The 24858-nt window shown below is 34.0% G+C and carries 18 protein-coding genes; 8 read left to right on the top strand and 10 right to left on the bottom strand.

What is annotated here, in order from left to right; translation table 11 throughout:
- Nucleotides 1-9 precede the first annotated feature (9 nt).
- A complete protein-coding gene (locus DK508_RS15395; protein WP_109301683.1) occupies nucleotides 10-825 on the top strand; it encodes a mechanosensitive ion channel family protein in 816 nt (271 codons plus the stop codon).
- Nucleotides 826-901: 76 nt separating this feature from the next.
- Here DK508_RS15395 and DK508_RS15390 read toward each other — a convergent pair whose 3' ends face one another.
- The 10 genes from DK508_RS15390 to DK508_RS15345 all read right to left on the bottom strand — a co-directional run bounded on the left by DK508_RS15390 (nucleotide 902) and on the right by DK508_RS15345 (nucleotide 6073).
- Nucleotides 902-1327 carry an arsenate reductase ArsC gene (locus DK508_RS15390; protein WP_109301682.1) on the bottom strand — a complete coding sequence of 142 codons (426 nt, stop codon included), beginning with the start codon at nucleotides 1325-1327 and terminating at the stop codon, nucleotides 902-904.
- A 19-nt stretch (nucleotides 1328-1346) separates the two neighbouring features.
- Nucleotides 1347-1844: a GNAT family N-acetyltransferase gene (locus DK508_RS15385; RefSeq protein ID WP_109301681.1), complete on the bottom strand. Its 498-nt coding sequence runs from the start codon at nucleotides 1842-1844 to the stop codon at nucleotides 1347-1349.
- Nucleotides 1845-1850: 6 nt separating this feature from the next.
- Entirely contained in the window at nucleotides 1851-2336 is a 486-nt protein-coding gene (locus DK508_RS15380; protein ID WP_109301680.1) for a DUF6428 family protein, read from the bottom strand.
- A gap of 32 nt (nucleotides 2337-2368) precedes the next feature.
- Nucleotides 2369-2692: a helix-turn-helix transcriptional regulator gene (locus tag DK508_RS15375; RefSeq protein ID WP_109301679.1), complete on the bottom strand. Its 324-nt coding sequence runs from the start codon at nucleotides 2690-2692 to the stop codon at nucleotides 2369-2371.
- A 79-nt stretch (nucleotides 2693-2771) separates the two neighbouring features.
- Nucleotides 2772-3158, bottom strand: coding sequence for a TM2 domain-containing protein (locus tag DK508_RS15370; RefSeq protein ID WP_109301678.1), 387 nt, complete (start codon nucleotides 3156-3158; stop codon nucleotides 2772-2774).
- A gap of 64 nt (nucleotides 3159-3222) precedes the next feature.
- Nucleotides 3223-3609 carry a VOC family protein gene (locus DK508_RS15365; RefSeq protein WP_109301677.1) on the bottom strand — a complete coding sequence of 129 codons (387 nt, stop codon included), beginning with the start codon at nucleotides 3607-3609 and terminating at the stop codon, nucleotides 3223-3225.
- A gap of 6 nt (nucleotides 3610-3615) precedes the next feature.
- Complete coding sequence (locus DK508_RS15360) at nucleotides 3616-4071, bottom strand: DUF1801 domain-containing protein (RefSeq protein WP_109301676.1); 456 nt, start codon at nucleotides 4069-4071, stop codon at nucleotides 3616-3618.
- Between the two features lie 15 nt (nucleotides 4072-4086).
- Nucleotides 4087-4605, bottom strand: a complete 519-nt coding sequence (locus DK508_RS15355; RefSeq protein WP_109301675.1) for a DUF4199 domain-containing protein — start codon at nucleotides 4603-4605, stop codon at nucleotides 4087-4089.
- A gap of 100 nt (nucleotides 4606-4705) precedes the next feature.
- Complete coding sequence (locus tag DK508_RS21560) at nucleotides 4706-5122, bottom strand: response regulator transcription factor (protein WP_109301674.1); 417 nt, start codon at nucleotides 5120-5122, stop codon at nucleotides 4706-4708.
- 9 nt (nucleotides 5123-5131) lie between these two features.
- On the bottom strand, nucleotides 5132-6073 hold the full coding sequence (locus DK508_RS15345) for a 2-hydroxyacid dehydrogenase (protein WP_109301673.1): 942 nt from the start codon (nucleotides 6071-6073) through the stop codon (nucleotides 5132-5134).
- Nucleotides 6074-6422: 349 nt separating this feature from the next.
- Between DK508_RS15345 and DK508_RS15340 the strand changes: the two genes are divergently transcribed.
- The 7 genes from DK508_RS15340 (at nucleotide 6423) to DK508_RS15310 (ending at nucleotide 24666) form a co-directional block, all read left to right on the top strand.
- Entirely contained in the window at nucleotides 6423-8093 is a 1671-nt protein-coding gene (locus DK508_RS15340; protein WP_109301672.1) for a tetratricopeptide repeat protein, read from the top strand.
- Nucleotides 8094-8259: 166 nt separating this feature from the next.
- Nucleotides 8260-11781 (top strand): T9SS type A sorting domain-containing protein, encoded by a 3522-nt coding sequence (locus DK508_RS15335; protein ID WP_109301671.1) that lies wholly within the window; start codon nucleotides 8260-8262, stop codon nucleotides 11779-11781.
- A 182-nt stretch (nucleotides 11782-11963) separates the two neighbouring features.
- On the top strand, nucleotides 11964-18590 hold the full coding sequence (locus DK508_RS15330; protein ID WP_109301670.1) for an immunoglobulin-like domain-containing protein: 6627 nt from the start codon (nucleotides 11964-11966) through the stop codon (nucleotides 18588-18590).
- A 13-nt stretch (nucleotides 18591-18603) separates the two neighbouring features.
- Nucleotides 18604-19296 carry a hypothetical protein gene (locus DK508_RS15325; RefSeq protein ID WP_109301669.1) on the top strand — a complete coding sequence of 231 codons (693 nt, stop codon included), beginning with the start codon at nucleotides 18604-18606 and terminating at the stop codon, nucleotides 19294-19296.
- 210 nt (nucleotides 19297-19506) lie between these two features.
- Entirely contained in the window at nucleotides 19507-21129 is a 1623-nt protein-coding gene (locus DK508_RS15320; protein WP_160114736.1) for a tetratricopeptide repeat protein, read from the top strand.
- Between the two features lie 94 nt (nucleotides 21130-21223).
- On the top strand, nucleotides 21224-21844 hold the full coding sequence (locus DK508_RS15315; RefSeq protein WP_109301667.1) for a hypothetical protein: 621 nt from the start codon (nucleotides 21224-21226) through the stop codon (nucleotides 21842-21844).
- A gap of 191 nt (nucleotides 21845-22035) precedes the next feature.
- Entirely contained in the window at nucleotides 22036-24666 is a 2631-nt protein-coding gene (locus tag DK508_RS15310; RefSeq protein ID WP_109301666.1) for a T9SS type A sorting domain-containing protein, read from the top strand.
- Nucleotides 24667-24858 lie beyond the last annotated feature (192 nt).

Genomic DNA, 24858 nt, shown 5'->3' with positions numbered 1-24858 from the left:
ATCACGCAAATGGAAAAAGCACAAGAATGGGTAAATTATGGTATTGAATTAGCCAAAGAATTTGGACCAAAATTGATTACTGCAATTTTAATATATATCATTGGTTCATGGATCATCAAACGAGCAATTAAAGCACTTACTAAGGTGTTTTCTAAAAGCAAATATGAAGATTCTTTACAAAAGTTTTTATTAAATCTGGTTTCCTGGGCACTAAAGATATTTCTTATCATTTTGGTGATTTCTAGATTGGGTGTTGATGTAACTACCTTTGCTGCGGTTATTGCCGCTGCAGGTTTGGCTATAGGTATGGCTTTGCAAGGATCATTAGCTAATTTTGCTGGGGGAGTTCTTATTATGATATTTAAACCCTACAAAATAGGAGATTTGATCGAGGCACAAGGAGTTTTGGGTGTGGTAAAAGAAATTGAAATATTTACTACTAAGTTGACTACTCCTCAAAACAAATTAGCTATAGTGCCTAATGGTACAATGGCTAATGGAAACATTATAAATTATACTGCAGAGGGGTTGATTAGAGTTGATATGACCATAGGTGTTGGGTATGGCGAGGACATTAAAAAAGCCAAATCTGTACTTTTAGAAGTATTAACTAGCAATCCGAAAGTACTTAAAGATCCTGCACCTTCAGTTAATGTTGAAGCTTTGGGTGAAAGTTCTGTAGACTTCGCGGTACGACCATTTTGTAAACCAGGCGATTATTGGGATGTTTATTTTGCTTCATTAGAAAATTGCAAACTTGCCCTTGATAGAGAAGGTATTGAAATTCCTTACCCACATTCTGTTGAGATTCATAAGGACGCTTAAGAAAGTAAATACATATAAAAAAGACCTCTATAATTTATAGAGGTCTTTTGTTTTTTAAGTACAATGAAAAGTATGTCTAAGAAACTTTGGTGTGGACATGTGTATCTACAAAATTGTTGCAATATTCTTTTATTTGATTTCTTGTTTTAGAGAATGCCGCATGCAATTCTTCTTCTGTACCTTCAATTTTTGATGGGTCGAAAAAATTAAAATGTAATCGTTCTGCCTTACCAGGAAAAAATGGACATCTTTCTTTTGCATTGTCACAAACCGTAAGAATGTAATCGAATTCGATATCAAGATATTCGTCTAAATTGTTAGAGGTATGATTAGAAATATCGATTCCATCTTCTTTCATAATGGCAATTGCTCTGGGGTTTACTCCATGAGTTTCTACTCCAGCACTATAAATAGCAGCGTGATTTTTTGCGAAATGTTTTAAATAGCCTTCTGCCATTTGACTCCTGCAAGAATTCCCGGTGCATAATACTAAAATGTTCATATGTGTGGTGTTTATGTGGTTATGTTATTTTTTTACTTCGTCGTTCTAAAATGGTATTATCATACCAGATATTATTTAACTTTCCAATTTTTTCTCTAAATCCTATTTCTCTAAATCCTAAGGATTTATGCAATACGATACTCGCTTTATTCTGACTAAAAATGCCTGCCTGTAAAGTCCAGAATCCAGCCGATTCACTTTCTTTAATCAATGCAGACAAAAGTAGGGTTCCGATACCTAAATTTCTAAACTTTGTTGTTATATAAATGCTAACTTCGGCGACGCCCTTGTATACTTCTCTTTTTGAGGTAGGGGATAATGCAGCCCAACCGGCTATTTCTTGATTAACAATAGCTTTTAATCTACAAGAGACTGTATGAGTGGCATCCCATGTTTCCCAAGAGGGCACTTTAGTTTCGAAAGTAGCAATACCGGTTGCAATTCCTTCTTGATATATAGTCGAAATCTCGTACCAATCGGATTTGGAAAAATGTTCTATTTGGATGTTACTATTCATTTTGTTTTAACAACAACCACTACCGGGAGCACATGCGTTAGCGTTAGCAGTTTCGGTTTCAGGAACTCCACAAGCTTCTTTAGACTTACAATCTGTCGGTTGTACATTTAATGTAACCACAAGCTGTCCTTCCTTAACCAGGAAACCACTAACGTGTAATTGTGCAGCATGAAACATAGCATTGCCATATTCTATTTTAACAACAGCATCCATTTCATACGATTTCATGGTACCTACTTTTCTAAGGATTCCTAATGCTTTGTAGGCACTCATATAATCAGATTTGCCTAGTTCAGAGGGGCTTTCCCATAATTGAATTATAGTTTCTTTCCAAGAATCCATTCCTGCGCCGCAATCCACGGATTCAACGGTTATATGTTTTACTTCGGTGATATGATAATTAGTTCCTACTAGCATACCAGGAGCATATTCAAATAATAATGGTTTGTCTTGATGCTCGGCTAATAAGGTTATAAATTCTGACGTATTCATATGTTTTGATATTTAGTAAAATCTTTTTTGGTTTAACAACAATTATGCTTTGTAGTATTAAAAAAGGAATTTAAAAACTCTTGTAATTCGTTCCACCGATCAAGATCGATGCAATAACACATACTTTTACCTTCAATTTCTCCTTTTAACAATCCAATACTTTTTAATTCTTTAAGGTGTTGTGAAATAGTGGCTTGAGCCAATCCTATTTCTTCAACAAGATCATTACAGATACAGGAGTTTTGTGTGCTAATATGTTGTAAAATTGCGATGCGAGCTGGATGCCCCAAAATTTTAAATAATTGGGCGAGTTCATTTTGTCTCTTATCGAATATTTGTGTTTTTGTAATTCCCATTTAATATTTATATATCGCAATATTACGATAATAAGATTAATTAAAAAAGCCAGAAGTAAATTTTCTGGCTTTTTTTATACTAGAACCAAGGTTTTTTGCCCACTTGATACGTTTGGTAGAATTCGTCATCAGATTTAGTTAGGTAGATAATGCCCTCTATTAATCCTATAAGACCAGGGATCCATACAAAGAAAACCCCAATTACGAAACAAGATAAAGCATATGCTATTAGTGAGAATCCCAAAAGAATAAAACCTTCCTTTTGATACCCTAAAATAAATTTGTGAACGCCTAAACTTCCAAGCACAATGGCCAGAATACCTGCAAGAACCTTTTTGTTTTCTTGAGAACTAAAAACTTCTTTTGCCTCTTCAGCAAATTCTTTAGCAGTATCCTTTACAGTCTCAGCAGCCTCTTCGGCTCCTTTTTTCAGGTCATCCCCTAGATTGTTGTTTTCTTCACTCATGTTGTTTAATTAATTTGATTATTGGTAGAAAAATACGAAAAAAAACAGTCTAAAATTTATTCGATTATAAAAAAGCTTTATCCACAGGTTCCCAAAGTTCTATTTTGTTGCCTTCGGGATCTATGATCCAACCAAATTTACCATATTCATATTCTTCAATTTCTCCTACTACAGTAACCCCTTCTTTTTTTAACACATCAAGTAATTCTACTAAGTTTTCGACCCTAAAATTCATCATGAATTCTTTATTGCTCGGATCAAAGTAGGAGGTATCTTCTTTAAAGGGGCTCCATTGCGTAGAGCAATCATTTCCTGCTGCATCTTTCCACCAAAAAGTACATCCGTAATCATCTACCGGTAGTCCAAGATGTGTTCCATACCATTCTTTTATAGCTTTTGGATCTTTAGTTTTAAAGAAAAAACCACCTAAGCCTGTAACTCTATTTTTCATTGATTTTTATTTTTTTCTGTTCGCTTCATATATATTGATCCATTCTTGCGTTGTCATTTTCGATGCCAATTCTCCGATCAATTCTAAGGGAATTTGATCTATTTTCTTAAAACGAATACAACTTTTGCCCATATCTAATTTGGTTTTAACATGCTTTGGATATTCGCCTACAAACCAATCCATAAGATCTTTATCTGCATAAATACCACTATGATATACGGCAATAAAATTCTTTTGAGAAGCAATATTCATAAAAGGTAATGGTAGCTTAGGATCGCAATGATATCCACCTGGATAAAGGCTGTGAGGTACTACATATCCTATCATACCATAATTTATTTCTTCAGAGAATCCTTTAGGTATATTGGCTTTGATTACTTTTCTTAAAGAACTCATTACGGCTCTTCTTTCTTCGGGTATAGCATCTATATATTCATCTGGTGTATTGGCTTTGTATTGCATGATTGTTTATTTTGATTATTGTATAGTGGGTTTACGTTGTAGTATTAATGCAGAAAGTAAAGAAATTATAAATCCAATAATTAATACTGTGGCAAACATTAGAAAAAAACTCATAAATATATTTGAAAATAATTCTTTTTGCGCTTCTAATTTTTCGAATTCGATTTTAAATTCGGCTTCCGTAAGTGTATTTCTTAATTGCTCGACATGATGCGCATAATACTCTGCCATAAAATCAGGAGCGATATATTTAACATAAATCACATCAAGAATACCAAACGCCAATGCTGCAATAAGTGAGATTAAAACTCCTATTAAAAGTGCTTTACCAAAAGAAACAACCCCATTATTTTCTTTATCCCTATAATGTTTGATTCCAAAGAATACGAAAAGTAGTGCAACCACCATTCCTGTGTATCCAATAACTTCTTGGATAGAATAATCTAGATTATTTCCCAGAAACCATCCTAATAGCGATAATGAACAAATGGTTATGGCACTATATATACCATATCGTGTAACTGTATTTTTCATAATTGAAAATATTAAATGTTTTATTCAAAATTAGGTGTACAGCCCTATTTAGTACTCATACTAAAGTATGAATTGTATTCGACTTTAGTATGATTTGGGCTTATTGAGGTATGATTTGGAGGTTTTTTGCAATTTGTATAGCCTGCGTTCGTCTTTTGGCATCCAATTTTACCAATACATTAGATACATGGGTTTTTATAGTGCTTTCTGAGACAAATAATTTATTAGCAATTTCTTTGTTGGATAACCCAAAAGCTATTTCACATAAAACTTCATATTCGCGTTTGCTTAATCCTAGATCTTTTATTTTTTTATGATCTATTTCTTGATTAGAATTCTGTTGTTTATGTAATACTTTTTTGTTGATAAGAACTCCTACAACAAAAAAGACAATGGCTATTATTGCAATTACTGTTTCTATTGCAGTATTACCTGTAAGCACACTATATTTGCTTAGCTGAAAAAGAATTAGTAATGCCAAAACTAATGCTCCAAATATTAGTACAGTTTTCCTCACCGTATAAATTTAGGAAAAATCAGCTTTAATTTTATCTACAATTGTTTGGGCTAGTTTTTCTTTAGATTCTACTGTCCAACCTGCAACATGAGGGCTTACGATCACATTATCCATGTTAAGAAGTTCTTGCAAATCCTGTGGCATATCTGTTTTTGAAGTAAATAGATTTTCGAAGGAAGATTTTTCATATTCTAAAACATCCAATCCAGCACCCAAAATCTTTCCATTTTTTAAGGCATCTACTAAGTCTGCAGTGATAACACTTTTACCTCTAGCTGTATTAATTAACCAAAACGGTTTTTTAAAGGAGTTGATAAATTTAGAATTGATCATCCCAATTGTTTTGGCAGTTTGAGGAGTGTGTAAACTTAAAACATCGGTTTTCTCAAAAAGCTCTTGTAATTTTACCTGTGTCGCATCGCTATTTTCTACATCATCTAGGATATCGTAACAGATGATTTCAACATTAAAACCGCGTAATTTACGAGCAAAAGCTCTGCCCATATTTCCGTAGCCAATAATACCCACAGTTTTGCCATCGAGCTCTATTCCGCGGTGTGCCTCTCGCAACCATTTTCCTTCTCGTACACTTTGGTCTCCTTGATTTAATTTATTGAACAAAGATAAAATCATCCCCAATGCATGTTCTCCAACAGCATTACGATTTCCTTCGGGAGCATTAAACAATTTAATGCCTAATTTTTGGGCATGTTCAATATCAATATTCTCCAAGCCTGCACCAACTCGACCTATAAATTTTAATTTTTTGGCTTTATCCAAAAAAGTTTTGTCAATAGCAAAACGACTACGAATTACAATTCCTTCATAGCTTTCAATTTTAGATTCGACTTGTTCCTTTGTCGAAGTATAATCTTGGTCATTGTTAAAACTTAAATCTTGTAGTTGTTTTAATAAGAGTGGGTGATTAGTATCTAGGTGAAGAATATTCATGAAAAAAAGTATTAATGTTCAAAATTAAGTATTAAACCGTGATATTATATTAAAAAAATCTCAAATTGGCAATCCAAAATTAAGTAGGGCTACTAATACTATACATTAAAGAGTATATCTAGATTTGCAATGTTAATTTATTAATACATTTTGCTTTTCCGATTTACATTTATCTCAATCCATATGATAATTAAATAACAAGAAATTACAATCTATATAGCTCACTATGGTAAAAGGCCATAGTCGATTTGTTTACGATGGCCGCTCTTCTTAAATTTAAGAAGAGCGGTTTTATCTTTGAGTAATAGTTTATTATTCTATAGTAGAATTATCACTAACTTTATTGATTATGAAATACCCCTTATTTGTTTTTTTACTTTCTATTCGTATTTTCTCTCAAGATGTTGATATTACTTTAGTTCGTTTGCAAGAAGAAATAAAATTAGCGCAAACGCAAGCCGGTAAGATAAAAGCGATGCTAGAATTGGCCGAATTTCAATATGACCAAGATTTTAGTAACTCTGAAGATATAATTGATCAAACACTACTATTAATAGGAACAAAAAGAGATAGCTTAAGTTTACAACAATTGGCAAAAGCCTATGTAATAAAAGGTGTGATCAAGAGAAGAGAGGCCGATTATCCAGAATCATTAGAGTATTATTTGAAAGCCATAGATATTTATGAGGATCAAAAGGATACATGGCACATTTCTGATGTATATCATAATATGGGCATGTTATATAGATCTCAAAAAACACATAATAAGGCAATTGATTATTATAAAGAATCGATAAGGATTAAAGAAAATTTTAAGGATACTCATGGTATAGCGGCAGGATATAATATGATGGGGGTTTCATATCGACAAAGTAAACGGTTAGATTCGGCATTAATATGTTATGATAAAGCAAAGAAATTATTTACTTCGATAAATAGTGTGGATGATGTACAACGCGTAAACAATAATATGGTTGCCCTTTACAGAGAAAATGGAAATTACAACGAAGCACTTCGTTTGGGTATAGAAAATATTAATTATGCCAAAAAATTTGAGAAAAGATTTTCATTATGTACGGCGTATTATAATGTTTCTACGATTTATAAGAGGCAAGAAAAATTAGAAAAATCATTAAAATACGCAGATTCTTCTTTAATTATTGCAAAGAAAGAAGGATTTAGAGATCGTATTGCCAGAGCTTATCTTCGAAAAAGCTTTCTTTTTCACCTTATGGGTAATTATAAACAAGCATATTTTGATTATAGAATCTTTAATAGGCATTCAGATTCTATTTACAATATTGATAATATAAAGCGAATACAGGAACTAGAGTTAAATCATAAATTTAAACAAGAAAAATTTGCAGATAGTATTGCTTTTGTACAAGAAAAAAAAGAAGTGAAGATGCTTGCACAAGCTGAAGCTTCGGAAAAAAGGTGGTATAGAATCCTTTTTGTGGTTACCGCTGTAGGTGGTATAGTAATAGCTTTACTTATACGTAAAAATTATAAAAGTAGATCTAAAATCTTAGCTGAGAAACTTGAAAAAGAACAGGCACAAAAAGAATTGTTGGATGCAAAGATAAAAGTTAACGAAGAAGACACTAAGCGATTAATTGCGGATAATAGTATGCGTTTGGAGTTTAAGCAAGAATTATTAGATCAATTAAAAAATGAAATAGCACCTGAGGCCTCTGAAAAAGTAAAAGAAGCCATAAATTCCTTAACTTCAGAACTACAAATGCAAATCAAAACCGAGGGAAAACTATCGGGATTGCAATCAAAAATCGAGGAAGTAAATAAAGGGTTTGATGCAAAACTACGTGAATTATACCCATCACTTACCAAAACAGAACGTGAAATGTGTGCTTTGCTAAGGCTTAACCTGTCAATAAAAGAAATTATGACTGTTCGTAATGCGTCATTAGATTCGGTAAAATCTACACGTTATCGAATACGAAAAAAACTAGAACTTTCTTCGGGAGAGGAACTTGAAAAATTCATTCAAAATATCAGTTAAATCACATACGTAGCCCTACGTAAATTAACCTTAAATCTGGGGTCTGCCACTTTTTGCCACCGTTAAAATTTTCTTAAAAGAGGTTTCTGTGTTTATTTTGCCACCAGTTTCAAGAAGGTGATTTTTGATCACTTTGAACAGCTAATAAACCCAAAAGCCCCGTTATATGAAAATAAAACTACTCGTATTCGTATTCTTTTTATGTATTGGAAATTACGTAAAGCTTACAGCACAAACCGAAAATTATTCTTCTGGTGGTGCTGCAACACCAAATCAATCAACAACTACTCATACACCAACTCCTTATGATGGGACTGTAACTTTTACAGCAGGATCTTCAATTACTTCTGGTGATTGGAATGTTTTAATTGGTCCTGGGTCTGGATCAACAATTACTACTGCTAGCCATAATGTATTTATTGGTGCTATGGCTGGTGCGTTGTATGATTATGATGCTACTGGTTCTTATGATTATGGTGATAATGTAGTGATTGGCGCTTTCGCTGGTGATCAAATGACTGGAGCTTTTGATAATGTTTTTATCGGGAAATATGCAGCTAGATTGGCGGCAGGTAGTGATAATGTAGCTATTGGAACAGAATCAGGATTGTCGATGACCACAGGTTATGATAATACTTTTGTAGGTGAAGAGTCTGGAGAGAGCTTGACCACAGGATATGAAAATGTATTTATCGGTGAAGATGCAGGTCTTAAAATGACATCCGGTTATGAAAATACATTTGTAGGACATTTGGCAGGTTATGGTTACTCTTTTGGGGCCTCTTCCGGAACTCCAGGCACAGGTTATAAAAATACAGGAATTGGAGAAGAATCACTGTATGGTATTACTGAAGGACATCACAATACTGCCGTTGGAGATTCATCGGCAGTTGATATTGGTACAGGGATTTACAATACGATGATCGGTACTGCTGCAGGAGCTGCCACAGAACATGCAGATTTCAATACGTTTATAGGAGCCAATGCAGGGTGGGATAATAATCGAACCAATAACGAAAACGCTAATAGAAATACCTATGTAGGGGTGGCTACGGGATCAAGCAATAGAGAAGGAGAAGATAATGTAGGTATGGGTTCTTTTGCCAGTTTTGGTTCATCTGGGCCTTATATTGCTGGAAATGAATATGCAAGAGTAGGTGATAGAACCAATACTAGTAGAGCGACTTTTTTGGGTGCGAATGCAGATGCCGGAAACAATGATGTAACCTTAGTAGGATATAGTACCAGAGTAGATGGTCAATATGGTATTGCGGTAGGAGCAGAAGTGGATATCGCTAATGCAACCGCAGCGATTGGTATAGGGTATCAGGCCACCATAAGTGGTGGTGGAGATAACTCTATACTAATCGGTAGGCAAAGCAGTATGACAGATGATTTGTCTATTGGAATTGGTTATCAAACCAATGTAAGTGGAAATCAGGCAATAGCTATAGGAGGTAATACCATAGCACAAAATCAGGGAGCTATTGTTATTGGAGAGGGGGCACAGTCCAATGATGCAGTTAGTAGTACTTATCCAGAAGACAAAGCTGTTAATAATATTGCAATAGGGTATAACGCATTGGTAAGTGGAGACAACGCTATCGCTATAGGAAATGGTGCCCAAGCAACAGAAGATGATACCATGATATTAGGAGGAGCTACCAATCCGGTAAGAGTGGGTATCGGTACGAATGCACCTAATGCATATGCTATACTGGATTTGACATCAAGTAATAAAGGGTTATTTCTTCCAAGATTAACTACAGGACAACGTACAGGATTAGAACCTAGGTATCCAGAATATCCTTCTTCAAAAGGTATTCGTGAGACCGAAGAAGGGTTAATGGTTTATGATACCGATGAAAAAGCGCTTTATTTTTGGAATGGTGCTGAGTGGAATAGTGCTATTAAAGATAACTTAGGTGATCATACTGCAACGACCATACTGAATATGGCGGATAATGTGATTCGTTTTGATGCTGGAGAAGCCAATGGAATAGAGTTTAATGGTCGTGACCGATATAAAATTTCGTATGGAGGAAGCGCGAATTATGATTATGGCCCAGTTACAGGAGTGAGTATTAAAACTTCTATGACTACATCTGCCAATAATGGTTGGACATGGGGACCGTATAATGCTGCTCCAGTAGCAGCTATAAGTACAGAAGGAAAAATGCAGATTGCCAATAGTTTAAATATTGCTGGAGTATATGAGTTTCCTATTGTAGATGGGGCTGCTAATCAAGTGTTAGTTACTGATAGTTCTGGAAGCTTAACTTGGGCTACACAAACAGATAATCAAGAACTGTCACTAAATACCAATACACTTAGTATTTCGGGAGGTAATGATACTGTAGATTTATCGGGATATTTAGACAATACAGATACTCAGTCTATATCCTTAGCAACGAATACTTTGAGTATTTCTGGTAATGCTTCTACAGTAGATCTTGCAGGCTACTTAGACAATACCGATAATCAGGATTTAAATTTGTCTTCTAACACGCTTAGTTTAACAAATGATGCTACTACTGTAGATTTATCGGGATATTTGGATAATACCGATACACAAGCAATATCCTTAGCAACGAACACTTTGAGTATTACGGGTAATGCTGCTACAGTAGATCTTGCAGGCTACTTAGATAATACGGATAATCAAGATTTAAATTTATCTTCCAACACGCTTAGTTTAACAAATGATGCTACTGTAGTAGATTTATCCGGATATTTAGACAATACGGATGCTCAGTCTATATCATTAGCTACAAATACGTTAAGTATTTCTGGTAATTCAGCTACTGTGGATCTTTCTGGGTACTTAGATAATACTGATAATCAGGATTTAAGTTTGTCTTCGAACACACTTAGTTTAACAAATGATGTCACTTCAGTAGATTTATCTGGATATTTAGACAATACCGATAATCAAGAGCTTGCGTTAGCTGCAAACACATTAAGTATATCTGGAGGAACGGATACCGTGAATCTTTCTGGATATATGGATAATACAGATGCGCAAACGTTAACTCTAGCGAATGGAAATTTAAGTATTACTGGAGGAAATACAATAGATCTTTCAGGGTTACAGGATGGTACAGGAACCGATAGTCAAACACTAGATTTATCGGCAAACGTATTGAATATTTCGAATGGAAATGCCGTTGATCTTTCCGAATATGTAAATACCGACAATCAGGATTTAACTTCGGCAAGATTGTCTGGAACCAATTTAATTATTGAAATTGAAAATGGAACAGCAGTCACTGTAGATTTAGAACCTGTAGTCTCTTCTTTAGAATCAGAATTGGTAGATGCTCAGAATGAAATTGAAACTCTGCAAAGCAAAATGACTGATATATTAGCAAGATTAGAAACTGTAGAAAGTTGTGCTTGCGAGGATACAGGAAATGTGAATAAAGGAAACCTCCCGATATTGTATCAAAACATTCCAAACCCATTTAATAGTACTTCGTCGATCAAATATTATTTACCGCAAGGCATTAATAATGCTTCTATTGTGTTTAGTAATGCTATAGGGCAAGTGGTATCCACGGTTGCCCTTAAAGAAACCGGAGATAGAGAATTAAATATAAATAGTGATGGATTAACATCTGGAACCTATTTCTATACACTTTATGTAGGGAGCCGGAAAATTGATACTAAAAAAATGGTAATAGAATAGATGATGATTTGGTAGAAATGATATACGTAACCCTACGTAAATTAGTGTAAAAACAAGGGTTTGCCACTTTTTGCCACCGTTAAAATTATCTTAAAATCAAAGAATTGAAGTACTATTGCAAAAGATTTAAGAACCACTTTTTTCGTGGACGTAAATCGCTAATAAACGTAAAAGCCCCTTATATGAAAAAAAGATTACTCTTTTCGTTTTTCTCTTTATTTGCTATTGTATCAATTGCGCAGGAAACCAATGTGCCAGATGATAATTTTGAAAATTATTTAGAAACTCATGACGCTAACGGGAATACAGTTGCTGTAGGTGATGCTGCCAGTATGGGAAATGGAATTGCAAATGATAATAAGGTATATACTTCTCGAATAGCAAGTGTAACAGATTTAGATATTTCTAGATTAACCATTTCTGATGCAACTGGAATAGAAGGGTTTGCTGCCTTACAAAATTTCATATGTTTTGAAAACTCATTAATGAGTATCGATCTTTCTCAAAATTCAGTAATACAAACCATTAATTTAGGTAGAAATAATCTCCAAAGCCTGGACATTTCAGGTAATTTGATGCTAACTTCTTTAAGTTGTAGTAGAAATGAAATAGAAAGTTTAGATGTTTCTCAAAATACAGTATTAACAACTTTGAACTGTAGTAATAATCAGCTTAATAGTTTAAATACCACAAATAATGTAGCATTAAAAAAATTATCTTGTTATAGTAATCCATTAGGGAGTTTGGATGTATCACAAAACATTCTTTTGGAGGACTTGGATTGTGTCGAGAATGAACTCACCAGTTTGGATGTCACACAAAACCTTAAATTAATTACCTTATATGTGTATGAGAATGAACTTATCAGTTTGGATATTTCTCAAAACCCAGCTTTAACCTATTTATATACTGAATATAATCAACTCACAAGTTTGGATGTTTCGCAAAACCCATTGTTAGAAGAATTTGCTTGTTATTCAAATCAATTAACATATCTGAATCTTAGAAATGGAAATAATGCAAATTTAGATAATGGAGATTTTGATATTACAAATAACCCAAGTCTTACCTGCGTTGCAGTAGATGATCCTGCATATGCAGTGGCAAACTTTACAAAAAAAGATGTACAAACCATATATACTACTTCTTGTAGTCAAACTTATGTTCCTGATGATAATTTTGAGGCCTACCTTGAAACTCATAATTCAATAGGTGCAGTTGTAGCCATTGGTGACCCTACCAGTATGGGGAATGGAGTTGCAAACGATGATTATGTAGGAACTGAGCAAATTTCAAACATAACCTTTTTAAACATATCAAACCAAGGAATTGCTGATTTTACAGGTATTGAAGGTTTTATAACTTTAGAAAAATTCCGAGCCTTTGATAATACGATTAGTTCTGGAAGCTTAGATTTGACAGCAAATGTAAATTTAGATGAAATTGTCTGTTCGGATATGGGACTTAATAACATCAACATTTCAGGGTTAACTTCTTTGGAAATATTAAGGGCTGGAGACAATAATTTAATGGCTATAGATCTTAGTTCTAATGTAGCATTACATACATTAAATCTAGATAAAAATGATTTCAATAGTATAGATGTAAGTGCTAATATTGCTTTAGTAGATCTTAGAATGAGAGAAAACTCATTAAACGCACTAGATGTTTCAAATAATACGAATTTAACTAGATTGTATTGCGGAGATAATTCAATAGTTACTTTAAACCTAGTAAATAATACGTTGTTGGAAACATTAAGTGTTAGTAAAAATCAATTTACTGTTATTGATTTAAGTACACTTGTAAATTTAGATGACTTATCTATAGGAGATACGCCAATGTTAACTGCATTAGATGTAACTAACAATATAAAGCTTGAAATTATTGAAGTAAACAATACGGTGTTTCCAACTTTAAATCTAAGTAATCACGAAAAACTAGAAGAGGTATACACAAATAATAGTGCTATTACTTCATTAAATTTTAGTAGTAGCCCTGATATAGAGTATATCGAATGTCAAAATGGACAATTAACATCGTTAAATCTTAAAAATGGAAACAATAGCAATAGCATAGAACTATATGCTACAGGAAATTCCGATCTTTTATGTATTCAAGTTGATGATGCTTCAGCAAGTTACCTAAGCAGCTGGGAAAAAGATAGTGCAACTGCATTTGGTGAGGATTGTAATTGGACGTATGTACCTGATGATAATTTTGAAGATTACTTAGAAACGCATGATGCAGATAGGAACATAGTTGCTCTTGGAGATGCTACAAGTATGGGTAATGGAGTTGCAAATGATAATTATGTGAGAACAGGTGCTATTGAAAATGTAACGAGATTATTTATTCCTTTACTAGGAGTTACTGACTTTACAGGTCTTGAAAACTTCATAGGTTTAGAAGAACTATTTTGCTTTAATAACACGATAAATACAAGCTTAGATTTAACTAGTAATGTAAATTTAAAAATATTGCAATGTGGAGATATGGGGTTAACAAGTATTAATATTACTGGGTTAACAATATTAGAAGAGGTAGAAGTACCACGTAATAATTTAACGTCAATAGATTTTTCTACCAATATTGCTTTAAAAAAAATAGTACTTACAACAAATACTTTATCAGACTTAGATATAAGTGCTAATATTTTATTAGAAGATGTACAAATACATGAAACTACGTTAACTAGTTTAGATGTTAGTACCAATGTAAACCTTACCAGAATACTCGCTTCTTTAAATCAACTTACCGAATTAAACCTAGAAAATAATCTATTGTTAGAAGATTTAAGTTGTGGAAGAAACCCGCTTTCATCTTTAAATGTAAGTCACCTTACCAATCTTAAGGATTTGAACCTAGATGAAACTAATCTTACTTCAATCGATGTAAGTAATAATACCAATTTATTAGAACTGAGTGCAAGAAGGAATGATGATTTAAGTTATTTGAATGTAAAGAATGGAAACAATAGTAGTATCACAGAGTTTGAAGTAGATGATTCTCCTAATTTAACTTGTATTGAAGTAGATGATCCATCTGCTAGCTATCTAAGTACTTGGGTAAAAGATGCCACAGCCAATTTTGCTATCTATTGTCGATTTACATCTATACCTGATGATAATTTTGAAGCGTATTTAGAAACACATAATGAGTTTGGAGGAGTTGTTGCTTTAGGAAGTACCAATAGTTTAGGGAATGGTATTATTGATGATAACTTAGTTCCTACTGAGAAGATTGAAAATATTCAACTTTTAACTCCAAGAGGAGAGAATATAGCAGACTTTACAGGAGTGGAAGATTTTACAAGTTTAATTCGTTTATGGATAGACAACAATACATTAACAAATACAAGTTTAGATTTAACAAATAATACATTGTTAGAAAGTGTAATAGCTTTCAATACAGGCTTGTTGAGTATTAATGTTACTGGGTTAACAGTATTAGAAAGTTTAGATGTCCAAGATAATAGTCTTATAAATATAGATATAACTACAAACACGAGTTTAGAGTTTTTAAATGTAGCTGATAATGAATTAACAAGTTTAGATGTAAGTAATAACGATCTAACAAGTTTAACAGTTACTAATAATAGATTAGGAACTATAGATGTAAGTCATCAAGCAAATTTAACTTCTTTATATTGTGAGAACAGCAACATAACCTCATTAAATATTCAAAACAATCCATTGTTAGAAAATTTAGAGTGTGGTCTGAATTCTATTAATAATTTAGATGTGACACATCTTTCTAATTTGTTTTATTTATCATTTAGTAATACGAGTATTGCAACGATCGACTTAAATAATAATACGCGTTTAAGTAGATTAGTATGTGATGTTACTCCACTTTCTTCTTTGGATTTAAGTAATCAAAATACGCTAGATGATTTATCTTGTAAGAATAGCTTATTAGAATATTTGAATTTAAAAAGTGGAAATAATAATGATCTCGATACCGTTGATGTTACCGGAAATCCGAGTTTAACGTGTATATCAGTTGACGATCCATTAGCTCCTGTTTTAGTAGGTTGGTTAAAAGATACTATTGCTAGTTATGCGGAATATTGTAGGTTAACTTATGTGCCAGATGATATTTTTGAAGCTTTCTTAGAGAGCAATGGATATGGTAACGGAATTGCCAATGATGATTATGTATATACGGCATTAGTAGAAGTTTCTGAAGGAATCATATTTCAAAACAATGAGGTCGCAGATATGACGGGTATTGAAGATTTTAGAGATATGTGGTATTTGATATGTCGTAATAACCCAAACTTAACCCATATTGATTTAAGTAAAAATACAAAATTAACTACGCTAGGTTTACAGAATAATAACTTAACAGGTTTAGACTTGACTAATAACATATTATTAGATAAAGCTTCTTTAAGTGCTAACCCTAATTTAGGAAATGTAAATGTAACTACACTAGCTAATATAACTACGCTAGATCTTGCGAATACAGGAATCAGTAGCGTGGATATTTCTAACAATCCAATATTACGAGTTTTACAGCTTAATGATAACGAGTTTACAACTTTAGATGTATCATCATATCCGAGTGTCATACAAGTAAGAATCGCGAATAATCTTTTAACTTCTTTAAATGTAGCCAATGGGAATAACACAAATTTCACAGCGCTTGATGCTACAGGAAATCCAAATTTGACCTGTATTCAAGTAGATGATGTTACTTTGTCTGCTAATGATCCTGGTATATGGCATAAAGACGCAACAGCTGCTTATGCATTGTATTGTGATTTGACCTACGTAGCCGATACAAATTTCGAAAATTATCTAGAAACGCACGATGTAGATGGTAATGTAGTTTCAATAGGAGATGCTTTAAGTATGGGAAATGGAATTGCGAACGACAACCAGGTAGCAACATCCAAAATAGAAACGGTTATTACATTAAATATCGCAAGTCAAAATATCGCAGACCTTACAGGAATAGAAGCGTTTAGGGCATTAGAGTCATTAAATATTGATTATAATGATTTAACTGAATTAGACTTAAGAAGTAATGCCAATTTGAAAATTTTAGATGCCGTTGAAAATGATTTTACATCTTTAGACTTATCTGCATACACTACATTAGAAGAAGTAAACTTAAGATCTAACGCTTTAACCAGTTTATTAGTAAATAATAATCCCAACATAAAAAAGCTTAGTACAGGTAAAAATCTACTAACAACATTAGACGTGACATCGTGTATACAATTAGAAGAACTTGCAGTTCATCAAAACGTACTAGAATCTTTAGATGTTCGAAATGGTAATAATAATTTGATAACAGACTTTTTTGTTCTTTACAATCCTAACTTAACGTGTATTCAGGTAGATGATGCATCTGCTAGCTATTTGAGCAGTTGGGATAAGGATGATATTGCTAGTTTTAGCGAAGATTGTGTTGCTCCTGTAATTACGTTAACAGGAGATGATCCACAAGAAATAGAGTTTGGATCAGGGTATACTGAACAAGGAGCGACTACTGATGATGGTAGTGGTCTAGTAATTGATAGCGCTGATTTTGTAGATGCAGTAGGTACATATACAATTCGCTACAATGCTACGGATGCATCTGGTAATATGGCTACAGAAGTGACTAGAACAGTAAATGTAGTAGATACTACTGCCCCAGTGATTACGTTAACAGGAGCTAATCCACAAGAGATAGTTATCGGGAATATTTATACAGAATTAGGAGCAAATACAGATGATGGTAGTGTAGTTGTGATTGATGCTTCATCTATAAATACTAATCAGTTAGGGCAATACACAGTAACCTATAATGCTAAGGACGCATCAGGAAATATGGCAACAGAAGTTACCAGAACGGTTAATGTAGTAGATGCTACAGCACCTGTAATTACTTTATTAGGTGATAACCCACAGGTTATTGAATTGGGATCTGGATATACAGAATTAGGAGCCATTACCAATGATGGCAGTGCAATTGTGATTGATACTACAGATTTTGTAGATGCGGTAGGTAGTTATACGATATATTATAATGCTACTGATGCTTCAGGAAATGTGGCCACCCAAGTTACCAGAACAGTGAATGTGGTTGATAATTGCCCACTAGTGAATTTACCACCCAATAATTTTACAATTACAACTTCTAGTGAAACCTGCGTAAACAAGGATAATGGTTCCATTGCGATTAGTACGATAACTGATTTGAATTATCAAACCACTATTAATGGAGAGAATTACAGTTTTACATCATCTTTAGAGGTCAGTGATTTACCTCCGGGCACTTATCCAGTGTGTATAGGATTGGCAGATTTTACAAATTGTGAACAGTGTTTTGAGGTTGTTATTGAAGAGGCAGCAAGTTTATCAGGTCAAACTATGGTATCTGTCGATACGGGAAAAACAAGAGTAGATGTGGATATCACTACAGGTACTGCTCCATATACAGTATTAATCAATAATGAAAAGGTAGGAGAGTATACGACAAATAACTTCTCTTTGGCAGTAGTACATGGTGATCTTGTAGAGGTGTTTTCTAGCTTGGATTGCGAAGGAAAACTATCTAGTAAGGTCAACTTGTTTGATGAGTTTAGAATAGCTCCAAACCCAACCAAGGGAGATATTACCTTATCGGTTCCTGATAGTGTATCTGCGGTAATGAATATAGCAATATACAACTCGATAGGTGTGATGGTTTCTTCAGGGATGTATGATATGAACTCTGGTCAAGTGGTATTATTACCGACAGCTACTTTACCGCAAGGGATATACTTGGTGTCGATAGCAGAAGGAGGAACTTTTAAGATCGTTAAACAATAAAAAGCAAACAACGATGAAACGGATAGTATTTTATATAGCATTGGTAGGTTTAGGTTTGCTAACGTCATGTAGTGGAGATGATAATCGTCCATCACTTATTACGATCAATGAGGCACCAGGTGTACCTGCTTTGATATTTCCGATCAACAATTTGATTTGTACGAGTGTTGATTTAGAGTTTTCGTGGAATGGTGTTATGGATAACGAAGGAGATTCGGTTCGTTATGTGATCGATATTGCTAGGGATAGTGATTTTAATAATATTGTATTTACAGTAACCACTGCAGGTACTAGTAGTGCTTTTACATTAGAGAAGGGCATACGTTATTACTGGAGGTTACGTGCAATAGATAGTGAAGATAATGCGAGTAGTTATTCACCAACACAATCTTTTTTCACAGAGCCCGAAGCGGGGACTAATACGATCCCCACAGCACCACAACTCATAAGCCCGATGCAAGGAGAACGCATATCGGGTTCGACAATCACTTTAGATTGGAATGCTACAGATAGTGAAGACGATGCACTATCGTATGACCTGTACTTAGGGGATACCAATCCTCCAGTCTTGTTTTCTGATAACATCAATGTATCTACATTCGATGTTACAGTATCCCCTGGTACGGTATATTATTGGCGAGTAGTGATCAAAGACACACAGCAGAGTGCTGCTATTGGTCAGGTATGGAATTTTAGAACAGAGTAATTCATTAAGGTAAAGCATTGTAAATGCAAAATTTAAAAGAAGAAGAGCTATTCAAAAAATTGAATGGCTTTTCTTTTTGGGTTAGAGTAAAGAACTTTTCTTTAGACCAAAACAAAAGGAAATAATAAGTATCTTTTACTTTATTCGTAAGTTTGTTTTATTATGAAATACCCCATATTTCTTTGTTTTTTTCTTTTGATTTCTATGAGTATGATTTCTCAGGAGAGAGATGCTACATTAACTCATCTTAAATCTACATTAACCTCTGCCTTAGAAGATACATCAAAAATTAAAGCATTATTTTCTTTGGGAGTGTATCAATTAGATCATGATTTTGATAGAGCAGAGCAAAATTTCAAAAAGGCCTTATTACTAATAGATAATAATGAATCAGGAAAACTACTTGATCAAAAAGCGGCAATTTATGTACAAATGGGAGTAGTAAATCGGCGTAAAGCCAATTACCCCGAAGCTATTGCATTTCATCTAAAAGCAATGAAATATTATGAGCAATTAAATGACTCTTCAGGTATTGGTGATGTCTATCACAATATGGCGATGGTATATCGGTATCAAAAAGAACATAGAAAAGCCATTGAACATTTCAAGAGTGCTATTCCACTAAAACAATTAGCTCGTGATTCTGTTGGTTTGGGAGCGGCATATAATATGTTAGGGGTTTCATATCGACAAAACAAACAATTGGATTCTGCACTGGTATGTTATCAAACAGCCAAAAGGATATTTAGAAATATTGAAGATGAAAATAATGTATACAGAGTAAATAATAACATGGGGGTGTTATATCAAAAGCTTGATCAATATGATAAAGCATTGGAGATACAGTTTGAAAATCTTATACGTTGCAAACGATTAGGAAAAAAACTCTCCTCATGTGTAACGCATTATAACATTTCTTCGGTATATAAAAGGAAAAAAGAGTGGCCAAAATCCTTAAAACATGCTGATTCTGCTTTGCAGATTGCATTAGCTGAAAATTTTAGAGAACGAATATCCATAGCCTATCGAAGAAAAAGTTTTGTACATAATAAAATGGGCAATTTTAAAAGTGCCTATGAAGATTATCGAAAATTTAATAGATACTCAGATTCTATTTTTAATCTAGAAAACGAAAAAAAAATACAAGCACTGGAACTGAATTACGAATTTCAGAAAGAGAAACAAGCAGATAGTCTGGCTTTTACTCAAGAAAAACGAGAAGTAGAATTGGTGGCTGAAGCCGAATCGTCAAAGAAGAGATTGTATTTTGTATTATTATTGGGCGCAATTATTGCTGGAGCTATCATTGCGTTTTTGATCCGTCGCAATTATCTGCAACGTTCCAAACTTGTCAAAGCAACGTATGAGAATGAAAAAAAGATATTAGATCAAGAAATTAAAGGTAAAGAAAACGATATTAAACGTTTGATTGCCGATAATAGTATGCGTTTGGCGTTTAAAGAAGAACTACTTGGTAAAATAAAAACCTATGTAATAGGAGCAGAACCCGATCATATAAAAAAGGCTCTAAACTCTTTAACTACACAGTTAAAATTACAAATAGAAACAGAAAGTAAATTATCGGGTTTACAAGAAAAGATAGATTACGTAAATCAAAGTTTTGATACCACGCTTAAAGGTTTGTATCCCGACCTCACTACAGGAGAGCGAGAAGTATGTGCGCTACTTAGACTTAACCTTTCTATTAAAGAGATTATGACGATCCGCAGTGTATCATCAGATTCTGTAAAATCTATGCGTCGTCGTATCCGTAAAAAAATGAATATTCCTCAGACTATCGAGCTAGAAAAATTTATCCAAGAATTAGCTTAAAAAAAAACATGACACCTTTTGACACCACCACTTTCTTGGCGGGAGCAAAGGTTGTGGGTAATATTGTGTAAACCTAACAATATACCCTAGTAACATGATCGATCTGTCGAGCATTGATGTTTTATTAACCACTATACCTTTGAACTCTTCCTGGGTATTCTCAATATATATTCTTATCAGTGTTGTTGTACTATTATATTTTGTACGGAGCTATTTTCGGAATCGAGCAATTATAAGCCAAATAACAAATGAGAAAACAATCTTAGCAAAGAAACTTAAAGCAAAAGAAGATGAAGTAAGGAATCTTATGGCAGATAACAGTATGCGTCTAACGTTTAAAGAAGAATGGTTGGCCAAGCTAAAGAATGATATAATTGCTGCCGCAGATGCGGCAGAGTTAAGACAGTCTCTTAATTCTTTGATTGCTCAATTACGCTTACAGATCGATACCGAAAATAAGCTGACTGGTCTACAAGAAAAAATAGATTATAACAATACAAGTTTTGATGAAAAACTGCAGGAATTGTTTCCAGATTTAACCAAAGGAGAACGAGAAGTATGTGCTTTACTTCGATTAAATCTCTCGATCAAGGAGATCATGATTATTCGTAATGTATCATCTGATTCGGTTAAATCTATGCGGCGGCGTATTCGTAAAAAGATAGGTATCTCTTCAGAAATCGAACTCGAAAAATTTATACAAGAGTTAACTTGAATTGATTAAGAATTGAATTATAGATTCCAGCCTACGCTGGAATCCAAAGGATACTTTGCAGAATCTGATACGTAACATTACGTATTTGTATTAAAAACAGATTAATGACACCTTTTGACACCGTTAAAATTGTCTTAAAAATGGAAAAACTGGCTATCATTGTACTCTAAACCTTTTAATAGCCCCAGAATATGAGAAAACAACTACTTTACGTTTTAATAGTATTTTTAGTATCCTTCAATAATAGTATTGCTCAGGTTGGAAACCAATCTACTGGATCCGCTATTACTCCTACACAATCCGGAACGGATCGTACACCGTTTCCTTATGATGGCTTAGTTACTTTTACACCGGGTGATTTATTGACCACAGGAGATTGGAATCTTTCTATTGGTCCAGGTGCAGGTGCTTCCTTAACCTCTGCTTATACCAATGTACTTATAGGTGGTATGGCTGGAGCATTATTTGAAGATGCAAATGTTAATGATAATATTGTTATTGGAAATTTTACAGCGGATCAAACGCTACGTTCTTTTGATAATGTATATATCGGGAATTATGTGGCAAGAAATGCTACAAACTCTGATAATGTGATTATAGGCCATAGAGCAGGGTTTGGTTTAACCACTGGGTTTGATAATACTATTATTGGAGAAGAAGCCGGGTTTAATTTAACAGATGGACAAAATAATTTACTCATTGGTGAAGATGCGGGGTATGAGTTAACTACAGGTGATGGCAATTGTTTTGTAGGAAGTAGAGCTGGAGCAAGAACAACTACAACTAATGGCAACACTTTTGTTGGTGGAGAGACTAAAAGTTTCACATCATCAACTTTGGGTAATGGAATTGATTATGGTTTTGATACATATGGTGGAGCAGTAGGAGAACGAAATACAACAGGTGAAGCCAATACTTTTGTAGGTTCTGGTGCTGGTCTGGATAATATTGATGGTTTTGCAAATACGTTTTTGGGATATGGGGCAGGTGCAAATAACCAGTATGCAGACGGTAATACGTTTATCGGCTATGGTACAGGTTGGGATAACAACAGAACCAATAATACAAATGATGCCAATAGAAATACCTACATGGGCGTACTTACGGGAGGTTCTAATAGAGAAGGGTCTGATAATATAGGGATAGGTTGGAAAGCTGATTTTGCAGGAAATGGTGTTAATGGACCTTCAGATAATCGAAATCAACGAAATATCTTTTTAGGGAATTCAGTTAGGGTATTTGGAGATGATCAGGTAATCATTGGTCATCAAGCTCAATCAACAGGTAATAAAGGATCAATCACTATTGGTGCATTGAGTAGTACAGGAGGTTCTTATGCCGCAGCTATCGGTTATGATGTAGATGTTGCCCAAGGCAATACGATGGCGCTGGGAGGAAACACTACTACCAATCGAATGAGTGTAGGTATTGGTACCCTGGCAGCCAATCAAAATTCCTCGTTAGAGCTAGCTGATATAGATAAAGGGTTTTTGGTGAATCGAGTAACCACAGTACAACGCATTGCTATGGAAACTGCTGCAGCAAGTGGTAATCCTTTGGCAGCTACAGAAGCAGGAATGATGGTCTATGATACCGATGTATCTGCAATCTTTCTATGGAATGGCACGCAATGGGTGAATTCTACAACAGATACTGATACAGATGATCAAACCATTGATGAGTTTCAGTTAAACGGTGATGATTTAGAACTATCATTACTAGATGATGCCGAAGCCACAAAAACTGTAGATCTATCCAAATATTTAGATAATACAGATAGACAAAGAATTGATACACTCATGATCAGTGGAAATAAAATATTGCTATCTCTAGAAAATGATAATGAAAAATTCAAAGAAGTAGATTTAGGATGGTACTTACAATCATTAAGTCTATCCTCAAATACGTTGAATATTTCAGGAAATACATCTACTGTTGATTTATCGGGTTATTTGGACAATACCGATACACAAGAATTATCATTAACAACAAATACTTTAGGTATTTCAGGCAACGCAGCAACAATTGATCTTTCAGGGTATTTAGATAATACGGATAATCAAGAACTTTCGTTAGTAACCAATACTTTAAGTCTTTCTGGTGCAACAGCTACGATTGATCTTGCAGGATATTTGGATAATACCGATGCACAGGATTTAGAATTGTCTGGTAATACGTTAAGTCTTACTAATGATGGAACGACAGTTGATCTATCTGCTTATTTAGACAATACCGATACACAAACATTGAGTCTTACAAACGGAAACTTAAGTATTACCAGAGGAAATACTATTGATCTTTCTGTACTACAAGATGGAGCGGGGACTGATAGTCAAAACCTTACTTCGGCTGTATTAGATAATAACTTGTTAACTATTGCTATCGAAAATGGGAATTCGGTAACTGTAGATCTGTCGGCTATATTAACGCCTCTTCAAGATGAAAATATAGCTCGACAGGCCGAAATTGATGCACAGCAATCTCAGATCGATGATTTGATTAATCGTATGGAAACAGTAGAAAGTTGTGCCTGTGATGATTCGGGAAATGCTAATAAGGGAAATCTGCCAATTCTATATCAAAATATCCCGAACCCTTTTAATGGTACCTCTACTATTAAATATTATCTGCCAGATGGAATCAATAATGCTTCTGTAGTATTTAGCAACTCAACAGGACAGGTGGTATCCACCGTTGCTTTAAAAGAAAATGGTGATGGAGAGTTAAATATTAATAGTGACGGATTAGCAACGGGAACATATTTCTATACATTGTACATCGGAAGCCGAAAAGTTGATACCAAGAAGATGGTTATTGAATAGAAAGAACATATTGTCACATCGAGTACATGGGGTACGAACATGTATTAAGATGTAATAGTTAAAGAGAGGTTCTCGATACAATCCCGATTATTATCGGGATCACTCGAATTGACGAGCATATATACTTCGCAAATTCATATACGTAGGGCTACGTACTTTAGGTTTATTACTATAAATGACACCTTTTGACAC

Source organism: Aquimarina sp. AU474 (assembly GCF_900312815.1).
Lineage (GTDB): Bacteria > Bacteroidota > Bacteroidia > Flavobacteriales > Flavobacteriaceae > Aquimarina.
The sequence above is the reverse complement of the archived record's forward strand: the minus strand, read 5'-3'. Positions and strand labels throughout refer to the sequence as shown.